The 12,424-nt window shown below is 48.4% G+C and carries 10 protein-coding genes; 1 reads left to right on the top strand and 9 read right to left on the bottom strand.

What is annotated here, in order from left to right:
• Nucleotides 1–1,079: 1,079 nt before the first annotated feature.
• The 9 genes from B0B12_RS09880 to B0B12_RS09840 all read right to left on the bottom strand — a co-directional run bounded on the left by B0B12_RS09880 (nucleotide 1,080) and on the right by B0B12_RS09840 (nucleotide 11,594).
• On the bottom strand, nucleotides 1,080–2,696 hold the full coding sequence (locus tag B0B12_RS09880) for an Ig-like domain-containing domain (RefSeq protein WP_076668399.1): 1,617 nt from the start codon (nucleotides 2,694–2,696) through the stop codon (nucleotides 1,080–1,082).
• 76 nt (nucleotides 2,697–2,772) lie between these two features.
• Nucleotides 2,773–3,660, bottom strand: coding sequence for a class I SAM-dependent methyltransferase (locus B0B12_RS09875; protein WP_076668397.1), 888 nt, complete (start codon nucleotides 3,658–3,660; stop codon nucleotides 2,773–2,775).
• Nucleotides 3,661–5,523, bottom strand: coding sequence for a tRNA uridine-5-carboxymethylaminomethyl(34) synthesis enzyme MnmG (gene mnmG / locus B0B12_RS09870; RefSeq protein ID WP_076668394.1), 1,863 nt, complete (start codon nucleotides 5,521–5,523; stop codon nucleotides 3,661–3,663).
• 67 nt (nucleotides 5,524–5,590) lie between these two features.
• On the bottom strand, nucleotides 5,591–6,019 hold the full coding sequence (gene ybeY / locus B0B12_RS09865) for an rRNA maturation RNase YbeY (protein ID WP_076668392.1): 429 nt from the start codon (nucleotides 6,017–6,019) through the stop codon (nucleotides 5,591–5,593).
• Nucleotides 6,003–6,428, bottom strand: coding sequence for an ATP-binding protein (locus tag B0B12_RS09860; RefSeq protein WP_076668390.1), 426 nt, complete (start codon nucleotides 6,426–6,428; stop codon nucleotides 6,003–6,005). The genes ybeY and B0B12_RS09860 overlap by 17 nt, the downstream gene beginning before the upstream one ends.
• A gap of 31 nt (nucleotides 6,429–6,459) precedes the next feature.
• Entirely contained in the window at nucleotides 6,460–9,768 is a 3,309-nt protein-coding gene (locus B0B12_RS09855; RefSeq protein ID WP_083704177.1) for a DUF4175 family protein, read from the bottom strand.
• Nucleotides 9,769–9,952: 184 nt separating this feature from the next.
• Nucleotides 9,953–10,714: an exodeoxyribonuclease III gene (locus B0B12_RS09850; RefSeq protein ID WP_076668388.1), complete on the bottom strand. Its 762-nt coding sequence runs from the start codon at nucleotides 10,712–10,714 to the stop codon at nucleotides 9,953–9,955.
• Nucleotides 10,715–10,802: 88 nt separating this feature from the next.
• A complete protein-coding gene (locus B0B12_RS09845; RefSeq protein WP_076668386.1) occupies nucleotides 10,803–11,153 on the bottom strand; it encodes a hypothetical protein in 351 nt (116 codons plus the stop codon).
• 87 nt (nucleotides 11,154–11,240) lie between these two features.
• Entirely contained in the window at nucleotides 11,241–11,594 is a 354-nt protein-coding gene (locus B0B12_RS09840) for a carboxymuconolactone decarboxylase family protein (RefSeq protein ID WP_076668384.1), read from the bottom strand.
• A gap of 95 nt (nucleotides 11,595–11,689) precedes the next feature.
• On the opposite strand from B0B12_RS09840, the gene B0B12_RS09835 reads away from it, so the two are divergent.
• Complete coding sequence (locus B0B12_RS09835; RefSeq protein ID WP_076668382.1) at nucleotides 11,690–12,376, top strand: ComF family protein; 687 nt, start codon at nucleotides 11,690–11,692, stop codon at nucleotides 12,374–12,376.
• The last annotated feature ends 48 nt before the right edge of the window (nucleotides 12,377–12,424 follow it).

The raw sequence follows: 12,424 nt of genomic DNA, 5'->3' as shown, positions 1-12,424 counted from the left end.
CGCACGATTTTTCTCTATCTATTCAATTGATTTTACCTACTACGGTATTCTGAGGAGTTTATTTGCGAGACGGATTATACTTTGTTTCCAGCGTTGTTTCACGCCCCTTGGAATTGCCGAGCTGCCAATCTTTTGCAGCCAACTATAGGCTTCGTTTGACCTAAAGGAATTTTGCAGATGGATTCATCTGCTAAACCTGATTAAGTTAAGCCAACCGATACGACACTATCGTTTTATCCTCTTCCACAATTCGAACAGCTACGCTTTGAATGTGTTTCACCTGTCAATGGGGCGGATACTTTTTGACTCTTGCCTATTGAGGTTTAGGACATGTATAGCAACGCTCACCGGCTTACACCCTCGGGCCATTTGTATGCTAACTGGAGTCTGATTATTCTTCTTTTGGTGTGTGCGGCTTAGCTGCCCGTGTTTGAAGTTGGGGAAATCTTGGAAGGTATTGGTTTAGTAAATGGAGGAATTTCTTTTACTGATTATAGTGAAGAGAACTCACACCGTAGGTGTCCTTTTTTCGATTTAGGATTATCAATGTCCTGGCATCTCAAGGTTATACTTGTTCTTCTGTTTCTCACAGTTTTTGTTGCTCTGAGTGGGGATTGTAATCAGTGAGTTTTCTCTCATCGAACAAGAGGTGGTTGATCCGGAAGACATGGCATTTGTAGCCTATGACCCTTCAGCTGAGGCTCAGTTTCTATCTATACCTGTACTTGATTCTTGACAAGTATACCTGTTTGATCCAGCCGTTGATTTCCATGCATGGGTGTCATTCCGGCAAAGTATACCTACTATTATTTAGCAATACACTAACTCACTTCCTCGCTGACCTTTCCTTTCACCACTTAACCTTGCGCTCAGATGTTTCATTCTACAGCGTTTGAGCGTAATGTTTTATGCGCATTCTGTCGCCTCTCACGTTCACTGCGCTCCTGTTGACAAGAAAGCACTTTTACCCCCTATTCGTTACTTCTGGCGCCTATACCTAAATACTATCCACAGCAAGGCAGTGTCTAGGTCCCTGTTAGTCCATAAAAAAAGGAAGCCAGTCTGGCTTCCTTTTTCTACTAAAATGATATGTTTTCTTCCATGTCCCAGTTCGCCCGGATTTCCAAAGCCTTGTCATGGAGGTATACCTGTTCCGGTTCTTTGACTAGCTCCGGATCACCTCCATCCCACTTGCCGTTGTTGTTGGCATCGAGTATTACCCGGATGAAATAAGTACCCGGCGTGATGTTCCTGAAGTTGTATGTTCTGGTATTGCGTACCTGATCCCTCACTTTGTATTGATCGTCTACCAGCTGAACGATATAGTTTTTTTGCTCAGTCTTCACGGCACCTCTCAAACTGCCGGCTCCGCGTGCTTCCGCTATAGTCACTTGTATGGCAGGTTTGCTAAACTGATCTCCCTGCACGGGCACTATCCCAGCACTGTCCAGCACGATGGTTGCCTCTCGGGTTGCGTTCTTCCATCGGGGCATTGTAAAGGTGATTTCTGTGGCGGAGCGGTCTAGCTTCACCTGATCCGGATACGACAGCCTGGCCACTTCTGTGCTGTCAGCCAGCAGGCGTACGGGTTCTTTTGTCTGGATCTTTACCGGCGTTTCCAATTCGATTGTGACCAGCTGACCTTCTGCAATGGTATTGGCATTGCCGGTGCCATTCCCATTAGGTACAAGCCTTGCCCCGCTTACACGCTGTGCTCGCTTCCCTTCAAATGCAATCTGTACTGTATCCACTGTTCGGTTCGCCGCCGAGTCAAGAGCGGTTAATATCGCCCTGCCTCCTGCAAAACGATTGTCGCCGAATATATCCACAATCTTTCCATCCGGCGATATCTTATGGATGAGCGTGTCTTTTGGAGAATCTGCTGGTGTGGCTGTAAACCTTTCGAGGCCTTCGTTGTAGTTGGCTACAAAGCGATCGGTATACCTTTCACGGCGCTGCAATAGGGGGCGCTTCGTATCAATTCGTACCGTATACAACACAACATCCTGCTCTTTGCTTGTAACTTGTATCGGCTCCGCTTTATAGGCTATCCACTCCTCTTCGTTATCGTAGAGCGAGTTATTGTTTTTGTCTGTTAGCGCGTAGATCCTGTATTCATCGTCCTTTATGTTTTCGAACGCAAACTCTCCGTTAGCATCTGCCTGGGTTTGGTAATAGGGTCTGCTTTTCCGGATGCTGAGTGTATCGTTTGTCGGGTATAAGGCTACCACTGCCTCCTTCTCCGGCTCTTGTGTCAACAGCCTCACCACCTGTCCGCTCACTCGGCTTGAGTCGATGAATGAGCCTGTGCTAAACGTGAGCCCCAAGCCTTCTGCTATGTTCTTTTCGGTTATGTCCTGTATCCCTTTTCTGAAGTTGAAGGTATAGGTGGTGTTTTCTTCGAATGGCTCTTCGAATACAAGTTCCAGCCTGGTCTTGCTCATTCTCACCTGGTACTTGTTCTCTGTAAAGGGCGTAATAAGCAATTCTTTTTGCAGGTTATTTGGCTGCACCTCTTCATTAAAATCAAGTGTGATGGTGCGGGTGCTCACATTCAGTTCTTGTGGCTTCGGGTTGCTGTTCAGAAGCTCAGGCGCGTCTTCATCCTTAGGACCTCCTTCCGGGTTGTTGATGCTGGCACATGAAGCAAGCGCAGAGAGGGAAGCAGCGATAAAAATACTGTTGACAAGTTTCATCTACTATTCGTTTAAATGAAAAACAGGCAAACTTTCGCTTGCCTTGTTCTTATTTATTAACACTTATGGGTGGTGTTTATTTTCTTTTTGCTACGAAGATGAGGCTCGAATAATCGTTGCCGTTTTTCTCTGCATAGCTGTTTGACTTATACCCGTTCACCACACTACTGATGACCTTTGTCTTCCCCTCCTTATGTTTCTCACTCAACATGCTCACGTAGTAGGCGTCAAATTTCATAGGCAGCACTTCACTTAATTGCATCTTGTGCTTTTTAAGCAGCCGCTTCATGGTAGGCTGCGTGAAATGGTACAAGTGCCTTGGTACATCGTAGGCTGCCCAATCGGCTTTGTATTGCTGTGCGTCATGCGAGTCGGCATTAGGCACGGCTATGATCAGTGTCCCGTCTTCCTGCAGTAAGTCGATCAGTTCTGCGAATGTCTCATTTAGCGTATGGATATGCTCCAGCACATGCCACAGTGTAATGACTTCGAATTTTTCACCGGAAATCTCTTCCAGTCCTTTAGCCATGAGTTCACCTGTAAGCGTAGATGCCTCTTCGCGTGCACGGGAATTGGGCTCTATTCCTCTTATGTCCCAGCCATCCTGTTTGCACGCGTTCAGAAAAACGCCTGTGCCGCAGCCATAGTCCAGTATGGTTCCTTTTGCCGGAGCATGTCTGTTGATAAGCTCTACTTTTTGCTTCGTCGTAATGGAGCGCACCACATGATAGGCTCTGTTGATAATGCCCGTCTTTATGTTGCTGTGCGATATGTATTCGTCAGATTCGTAATACTTATCCATACTGGCTGCATCAGGTCGCGGGTTCGTAAACTTAAAGGTGCAGTTCTCACACTCTACAATTACGAAGCTCTCTTTCGAGACCGCATTGTCTGTCACTACCAGGAAGTTTTTGAAATCATCTTTGCCACATATCGGGCAATGCTCCAGTCTTTCGTAGCTCATTTATTTTCCAAGGTATACCATTAGTACCGATATGTCAGCCGGTGAAACGCCACTGATGCGCGATGCCTGTCCAATGGTTTCAGGTTGAATGCGCAGCAGTTTTTCGCGTGCCTCTGCTGACAAGGCAGGTATGTTGCGGTAGTCTATTTTCTCTTTAATGTTATAGTTCTCAAGCTCGCCCATCTTTGCAGCCATGGTGTGCTCCTTTGCAATATAGCTCTCGTATTTCACAGCAATTTCGGCCTGCTCTACGCTGTCAGATTTGAATTTGCTAAGGTATTCTGCTACTGCAGGCACAGCTTTCGCAATGTGCTTGATTTCGATGTTTGGTCGCTTGATAAGTTGGCCCGCACGCTGCTTTTCTACAATCGGGGCCGATCCCATTTGCTCCAGCATGCTGTTGATATCTCCCGGCTCAATTGGCTTATTATTTAAGTAGGCGATGATATCTGCTGATTCCGTGATCTTCTTATCCACAGCCGTCATGCGTTTCTCGTCTGCCAGCCCCAACTCATAACCTAGCTTTGTCAGGCGAATATCCGCGTTGTCTTGACGTAGCAGGATGCGGTGCTCTGCCCTTGAAGTGAACATGCGGTATGGTTCGTCCGTCCCTTTATTTACCAGATCATCAATTAACACGCCGATGTACGCTTCGGAACGCTTCAGTATAAATGGCGCTTTTTCGTTTATCTTGTTATGGGCATTTATACCTGCCATTAAACCCTGGCAAGCGGCTTCCTCATAACCTGTGGTGCCATTTATTTGTCCAGCGAAGTAAAGGTTCTCCACTAGTTTTGTTTCCAAAGTCAGGTTGAGCTGCGTTGGTGGGAAGAAATCATATTCAATCGCATACCCAGGACGGAACATCTTGGCATTTTCGAAACCAACGATTTTTCGCAGGGCCTTCATCTGCACATCTTCCGGCAAAGAACTAGAGAAGCCATTTACGTATACCTCTACTGTATTCCATCCCTCTGGTTCCACAAAGATTTGATGACGGTCACGATCCGCAAAGCGGTTAATCTTGTCTTCGATGGATGGACAGTAACGAGGTCCTAACCCTTGGATACGTCCCTGGAACATCGGCGACTTTTCGAAGCCTGTCTTTAGGATCTCGTGTACGTCAGTATTAGTATAGGTAATAAAGCAGCTGCGCTGTTTTGCCAATGGCGTCGTCTCAGTATATGAGAACTTGGACGGGTTTTCGTCACCGAACTGTTCCTCCATGCGGCTGTAATCGAGTGAACGACCATCCACGCGTGGCGGAGTTCCGGTTTTCATACGACCTGCTTCAAAACCTAGTTGAATCAGTTGTTCGGTTATACCTTTCGCTGATTTCTCTGCCGAGCGGCCGCCTCCCATTTGCTTCTCTCCGATGTGGATAATACCATTCAAAAAGGTGCCGTTCGTTAAGATAACGGCCTTTCCACGTATAGTTATCCCCAAGCTGGTGCGTACGCCAACGGCCCTTCCACCCTCTACTTCTATACCTGTTACCATCTCCTGCCAGAAGTCTACATTCTCTGTTTGCTCCAATGTTAGGCGCCAAGCCTCCGCAAATCGCATGCGATCGCTTTGTGCACGTGGGCTCCACATGGCAGGTCCTTTGGACTTATTGAGCATACGGAACTGGATCATGGTCTCGTCGGTGATAATTCCGCTCATACCACCAAGTGCATCCACTTCGCGTACGATTTGTCCTTTTGCCACACCCCCCATTGCTGGGTTACAGGACATCTGGGCAATCGTGTTCATGTTCATGGTTGCCAATAGAACTTTGGAGCCCATTTTAGCAGCTGCAGCAGCAGCCTCACAACCTGCGTGACCCGCTCCTACAACTATGATATCGTATTCTGGAAACATGTATTCTGAATTTAGGGATGTTTCACGTGAAACATCAAAGAAGGGATGGTAATTCCCTGTTTTGCGATTAAAATTTCCGCAAAGATAAGGAAGAATCTTCTAGTTTGCGCATAGCCGCCTCCTGCTCAGGGGTTTTATCTTTAAAGCCAAGCAGGTGGAGCACGCCGTGGATGAGGACGCGGTGAAGTTCGTCGTGGAAAGAGGTGCCGTGGGTAGCAGCATTATCGCGCACACGGTCTATACTTATAAAAATATCACCTTCGATGGTGCCTTCTATATCGGCATTATCGAAGGTGATGATGTCTGTGAGCGTATCGTGGTCCAGATACTCCACATTGATCTGGTGCAGGTAATCGTCAGAGCAGAAAATGTAGGTAAGGCTTACCAGTTCATAATCGTGTTGCTCTATGATGTTTGCGATCCAGCCGGAAATCTGTTCTGGGTTATCCAGCGAGAAATCTACGTCCTCGCTGAAGAACTCAATTAGATGATCCATTCTCTGATGAAGTGATGTTAAATATGAGTTGTACCTTTTTACCGTTGTCGAGGAAGTTCACCTCGTCACACAGGTTGCGCATCAGGAAAATGCCACGGCCACCTGGGTTCTCCAGATTTTCAGGAGCGGTAGGGTCTGGCAGGGTGTCATAGTCAAAGCCGGGGCCTTCGTCCTCAACCTCAAAAAGAAGCTGATTGTTCTCTATCTGGAGCGTAAGGTATACCAGTTTTTCTTTGTCGAATTTATTGCCATGGCGAATGGCATTGTTTACAGACTCCGTCACAGCGACCATGATGTTGCCGTACACGTCGTCTTCAAACTCGAATTCTTCCTTTGAATTGTCTATGAAGCTTTCTATAACCCGGATGTTCTCGATTAAGGAAGGAATCTGAATTTTAACCTGATTCATATAACTTGTTAGTGATGCTATAAGGTGCTTGTTAGTTACTCATGTGCTGGAAATACTCGCTGACCTTTTGCTTGTAGTAAGGCGTAAGCGCCGGTGAAACCGTTTGCAGTAATTCCGTTTGTTTTTCTTTTGTTCTTAAATACTTCTCGAATGAGGGCGGAACCCGTCTGGCAACATCCTGGGCGCTCTTTGCTTCCCGCTTGTTGTCCAGCTCCCGCTCCTTCATGGACTTCTCGGCCTCCAGCAAACGGGTCAGGATTTCGCGCTGCCGCATGATGGTCTGGTCAGTCAAACGTTTATTAACGAGATCAGTCTCGCTTTGTTCCATCATCTTGCTGATATTTCCCAGCTCACCATTGCCGGCTTTTTCGCCAGGTTTTTGTCCCTGCTTCTCCATTTCCTTCAGGGCATTGCGCAGCGCTTCCTGCTCCGCAGCTAATTTAGCTAATTCTTCAGATAGTGCCTTACCTGACTTGCCACCTTTTTTCAATTCTTCGATTTTTTTGTTCAAAGCATCCTGCATTTGACCAAAATCGCCCGGCTGTGGCTTGCTACCCTTCTGTTTGCTGGCCATACTGCCCTGCATTTGCTGCATCGCCTGCTGCATTTGCTTCAGGGCATCGTTCAGCATCAGCGCTAGGTTATTCATCGAAGTCATGGCCAGTTGCTGCTGTGCGGTGGCACGGCCAACGTTGCGGTCGCGCAGCTCCTTCATGCTGTTGTCCATGCTCTGGTTCATCTGGGCTACCTCACGGGTCACGAATGACTCGAGCTGGAACACTTTCTTGGCAAGGGCGAACAAACTGTCCTCAATCACTTTGGCGTTGTCGCGAAGTGAAAGCTGCTGCTGCGAAAGAGAAATGAAGCGCGGATCACTCTGGTTAACGCCACGGAAGGCTTTCATTACTCCTTCCTGATCGAAGGAAAGCTTGATCAGGTTCTCGAGGATGTCACGCAGGTTGTCGAGGTTCTGTTCCATACCCTGCATGCTCATGCTGTTCTGCATCTGCTCCATTTGCTGGGCCATCTGCTTCATCTTCTCCCCTGCCTTCTGCTGCGACTCACTGGCTTTCTTATTCTGATTCTTCTGTAGCTGCTGCTGCCCCTGCTCCATGTCCTGCTCTATCTGCTGCTGTTCCTGCTGCATTTGCTGCTCGTCCATCTGGTTCGGGTTCTGGAGTTTGTCATTTAGCTCTTTGAGGTCCTTCATGTCCTTTTTTAGCTGCTCGAACTCCTGCTTTATACTTTCTTGCTCTTGCTGCAGTTGCTGGTTGTCTTCCTGTTTCTGCGCTGTCTTGTCGGCCAGTTCTTCCTGTTCTTTGGCCATCTGCTCCAGCTTGTTGGTGATGTTGTCGAGCTTTTGCTCAAACTGAAGCTGTTTGAATAACTCCAGGGCCCTTTCCAATTCGCGCTCCAGGTTGCGCTCGCGGTTATCGAGTTTGCTCAGCAGTTTCTGCAGTTCGGCATCCTGCGGTTTCTGTTCCTGCAACAGTTTTTCGAGCTCCTGGTACAGCTTCTTGGTTTCCTCATCTAGCAGGCTGTCCATCAGTTTCTTCAGTTCCTGCGCTTTTTCGGCCAACTGCTTGTCCTGTTCCGAGAACATGTTCTGCTTCTTGTTAAGCTCGTCAAACAACTCTTTCATCGAGGAGATGTCCTGCTCCAGTTGCTTGCGCTTCTCTGCCAGGTCTTCCAGCTGCTTTTTGTCCTGCCAGTTAAGGTCGCGCTTGGTCTTCATCTTCTCTTCGGACTGCGAGAGCTCCTCTTTGAGCTTGGTACTCCTTTCCAGCGACTTGCTTAGCTGGCTTTCCACTGACTGCGCATTGCTGATCAGCTCCTTTTCTAAGTCTTGTCGGCTTGGCACCCGCAGTTCGTAGGCCCGCGTTCTGGCGCTCTTGGGTCCGTTCAGTCCGTCATTGTCCCATACCTGCACAAAGTACTCCAACTTGTCGCCGGGGCTGAGTTGAAGACTAGCAGTGTTCCATTGATGATAGTACGTCTGGTTGAGCTGCTGTCGGTTCAGTCCGATGGGGACACTCTTATACCTGGCCTGCGGGTTCTTGTCGTTGGTCACTTTGTAGTTCAGCACCAAGCGGGTCAGGCCATAATCGTCGGCCACTTCCCCGGCCAGCACTACAAAGCGGTATAGGGCAGAGTCGTGGTACTGCTCCAATGTGATCTGCGGGTGGCGGTCAGGTATAGTGGTGATCTGGTAATTGATCTCTTCCTTGTTTGTACTGTGGGCATTCCGCAAACCAACGTGGTAGTTCTGACTCTCGGTAAATTGCTTGCTGGCTGTGAATAAGTTTGCCTTAGATTGGGCTACAAGGGTTTCAGAGGGGTTTTCTAATTTGATTTCAACACGCTCCGTTTCAGTAGCGTCGAAATTCCAGGTGATGGTACTACCGGCAGGTATAGTGGCATTGCCCGTATTCTGGATCACCTCAGGCTTCCGTTTCAGATAAGCCGGGAAGGCCACCTCCAAATGGAAATTCTTCAGACTAGGCCGAGAGAGCAAGCTCAAGTTATAGTCATCGGACATAAATCCGGAGCCCTCCAACTGGAATGCAACAGGACGCTGCAGCTGCTTGAAGGTATAGGTATAGCCATTACCGCTCTTCTGCAATCGTTGGCGCCGGCCGTTGTAGTGGATGTATACCTCGTTGGGTATGGTCTTGCCCTCCAGCTGTACTTTCAGCTCAAAGTCTTCCCCCCGGTAGGTCTGCAGCGATTCATTCTCCACCACAAATTGGAAAGGCGCAAGCGGGGTATAGTGTTTCTTGTAGTTTAGGATGCGCTCCGTGCCTTGCACAAATATCGTAGGGTATAGCAGTGCGATCAGCAGCATAATGACAGCGGGCAGCGCAATGTATTTAAGCAGCGGCCTGTTCTCGCGATAGGTAACGGCTTCCTCGAACGGGTAATTAACGAGCTGGGAAGAACGTTGGGCGATGCTGGCCGCAATGAGCTCGTTGGTACGGCCTAAGTCCTTTAGCTGAATAGCATTTAGGAGCTTGTCTTTTATCTCCGGATAGTGCTCCCCTACCCTGGCGGCCGCCTGCTCGTCTGAAAGCAGTTTCCGGAGATTGGCCAAGGCCGAAATCGGAAGAATGATCCAACGAACGAGGGCGTAAATGGTGAGGGCGACGAAAGAGAAGAGCAGAAAGGCACGTACAAACACCGGGAAGTAAAAGATGTACTCCAGCAGGCTGTACACGATATAGATAGACATTAGCAGGCCCAGAGCGAAAATACTTCCCCGCAACAATAAATTGAGGTAGAACTTTTTCTTAAAGGCCTGCAGCTGGTATAACAGCCTGTCCATTGCATCGTGCTGATTCATCCGCCTGATTATTTAGTCGTTGCTAACCCATGCCTACAGTTACAAATTAATCTAAAGGGTATAAGTCGTTAAAATAGAGAGATTTAAGAGTATATAATAGCATCTCTATTATAAAACTGCCGGTACGGCCGATTTAGTATATGTTCTGGGTATGCTACTATTAGTATACGTTCTGGGTATGCTACTATATAATATCCAATAAAACCGGGCAGTGGTCGGAGTGCTTGGCCTCTGGCAAAATGGCTGCCCGCTGCATGCGTTCCTGCAGATTGCTGGTCACCATGTTGTAATCGATGCGCCAGCCCAGGTTCTTGGAGCGTGCACCTGCCCTATAACTCCACCAACTGTAGTTATGCGGCTCCTTGTTGAAATGGCGGAAGCTGTCCACAAAACCACTCTCGATAAAGCCGGTCATCCAGTTACGCTCTTCAGGCAAGAAACCTGAACTGTTGGCATTCGATTTTGGGTTATGGATATCGATCGCCTGGTGACAAATGTTGTAGTCGCCACTGATCACCATACCTGGCAAAGTCTGCTTCAGGTCACCAATATAGCCATAGAAATCGTCGAGCCACTGCATCTTAAAGCTCTGCCGCTCGTCACCGCTCGATCCAGAAGGCATGTATACGCTCATCACCGAATAATCGTCGAAGTCGGCACGGATTACCCGGCCCTCGTTGTCGTAGCAGGCCATGCCACAACCAATCTCCACATGCTTAGGCTTTTCCTTGCTGAGGATGGCCACCCCGCTATACCCTTTCTTAACGGCAGGGTGCAGGTATACGTTATAGCCCAGGTCCTCAAAAATGGCACGGTCAAACTTGTCTTCGCAGGCCTTGATCTCCTGCAGGCAGAGCACATCCGGATTGGCAGCTTTCACCCAGTCCTGAAACCCTTTGGAAATAGCGGCGCGGATGCCGTTCACGTTATAGCTGATAATCTTCATAATATTGTTTCACATCCAGGCACGGGCAGCTCGCCTATTCTTTCCTTGAAAGAGAGTGAAGCTTCCTGTGCAGGTTCATTTTAGGATATTAAATGTCGTCCGCTCTGTCGAAGTACTCCAGGATGTGCCATTTCAGCATTCTCTCCTGTTCTTTCAGATTGGTGAAGGGTATAGGCTTGACGGAGCGGTAATGGGGCCAGCCATCTTCGTCGACCCGCTCCAGTTCATAGAAACCGGACAGACTGAATACCTTGCAAGTAGCGATGTGCATCAGGTCCTGCTTTTCTTCTTTCGTGAAATCCGAGATGCCCCTGCCCAGTTCCTGTATACCTATGAGAAAAAGGATTGCATTCAAATCAGGTTTTTTCCCGAAAGTTCTCATCATGGAAGCCCGCAGATTGGTCCATCGGTGCTCCAGGTTAGATGATTCGTCGGCCATATTTTAATTGTTAAATGGCTGGATTGCTGAATTGTTTCTCTACTATCGTAAAGAGGAGCAATTCAACAATCCAGTATTTGAGATATTTTAAGAAGCGCTCTGCTGGGCTTTAAGTTCCTCCCAGTACTCAACGGCGCGGCGGAAGTGCGGAATCACGATGGAACCCCCTACTAGGTTGGCAATGGAGAACACCTCAAACACCTGCTCATCCGAAACGCCTTCTTCAAAGCACTTGCCCAGGTGATATTTGATGCAATCGTCGCAACGGAGCACCATCGAGGCTACCAAGCCGAGCATTTCCTTTGTTTTTACATCGAGAGCGCCCTCTGCGTAGGTGTTGGTGTCGAGGTTAAAAAAGCGCTTGATCACTTTGTTGTCGTAAGACATGATGCGCTCGTTCATGCGCGTACGATAATCGTTGAATTCTTCTATCTGACTCATTGTTGTGTGTGCTATTGCTGTTTTATGCTTTTAAAAGTATAACAGATAAAGTTACTCTAAATTATCAAGAATTCCTTAACCACACCTGCCCTGCCATGCTACAGGATTTACTGGCCCTACTCTTCCCTGAGATATGCCACGCATGCGACCAGCCATTGACCCGCGGCGAGCGTTTTATCTGCACGGAGTGCAATGTGAAACTGCCTTATACTGACTTGCACCTGCACGGGGCAACCGAGTTGAACTACCTACAACAGAGGTTCTGGGGCAAGGTGCCGGTGCGGTTTGCATTTTCCTACCTGCACTTTAGATCCAAAGGCCGTGTCCAGCGTGTGCTTCACAAACTCAAGTACAAGGGAGCTCAGGAACTAGGTGAACATCTGGGCAGGCGCTATGGGAGCATCCTCTCAGAGCATGGGTATGCCGCGCACCTCGATCTGGTGGTGCCGGTACCGCTCCACAGCCAGAAGCTGCGCCGGCGTGGGTATAACCAGTCGGAAGGATTTGCCAAGGGGCTGGCAGAGGCCCTGCAAATCCCGTGGAGTAACAAAGTGCTGGAACGCGTTTTTGACACTGACTCGCAGACCAAGAAAAGCCGACTGGACCGATGGCAGAATGTGGAGCAGGTGTTCGTTGTGAAACAGGTAGAGGAGGTGAAAGGAAAGCGAATACTGTTGGTGGATGATGTGCTTACAACCGGTGCAACGCTGGAGGCCTGTGCCCATACCCTGCTGCAAAGCGGGTGCAGTGATGTGAGCGTGACGACCATTGCGGCCGCCTAGGTATAAATGCAAAAAGCCCGGGTATACCCCGGGCTCTTTAAAATATAG

The sequence above is a fragment of the Pontibacter indicus genome, assembly GCF_900156345.1.
GTDB classification, from domain to species: domain Bacteria; phylum Bacteroidota; class Bacteroidia; order Cytophagales; family Hymenobacteraceae; genus Pontibacter; species Pontibacter indicus.
Note: the sequence above shows the minus strand (reverse complement) of the source record. Positions and strands in the feature narration are given on the sequence as shown.

Bases quoted from the DNA above. Each gene is read 5' to 3' on its own strand.
- B0B12_RS09880 (WP_076668399.1), bottom strand. From the start codon at position 2,696: ATGAAACTTGTCAACAGTATTTTTATCGCTGCTTCCCTCTCTGCGCTT.
- B0B12_RS09855 (WP_083704177.1), bottom strand. From the start codon at position 9,768: ATGAATCAGCACGATGCAATGGACAGGCTGTTATACCAGCTGCAGGCC.
- B0B12_RS09840 (WP_076668384.1), bottom strand. From the start codon at position 11,594: ATGAGTCAGATAGAAGAATTCAACGATTATCGTACGCGCATGAACGAG.
- ybeY (WP_076668392.1), bottom strand. From the start codon at position 6,019: ATGGATCATCTAATTGAGTTCTTCAGCGAGGACGTAGATTTCTCGCTG.
- B0B12_RS09850 (WP_076668388.1), bottom strand. From the start codon at position 10,714: ATGAAGATTATCAGCTATAACGTGAACGGCATCCGCGCCGCTATTTCC.
- B0B12_RS09835 (WP_076668382.1), top strand. From the start codon at position 11,690: ATGCTACAGGATTTACTGGCCCTACTCTTCCCTGAGATATGCCACGCA.
- B0B12_RS09860 (WP_076668390.1), bottom strand. From the start codon at position 6,428: ATGAATCAGGTTAAAATTCAGATTCCTTCCTTAATCGAGAACATCCGG.
- B0B12_RS09845 (WP_076668386.1), bottom strand. From the start codon at position 11,153: ATGGCCGACGAATCATCTAACCTGGAGCACCGATGGACCAATCTGCGG.
- B0B12_RS09875 (WP_076668397.1), bottom strand. From the start codon at position 3,660: ATGAGCTACGAAAGACTGGAGCATTGCCCGATATGTGGCAAAGATGAT.
- mnmG (WP_076668394.1), bottom strand. From the start codon at position 5,523: ATGTTTCCAGAATACGATATCATAGTTGTAGGAGCGGGTCACGCAGGT.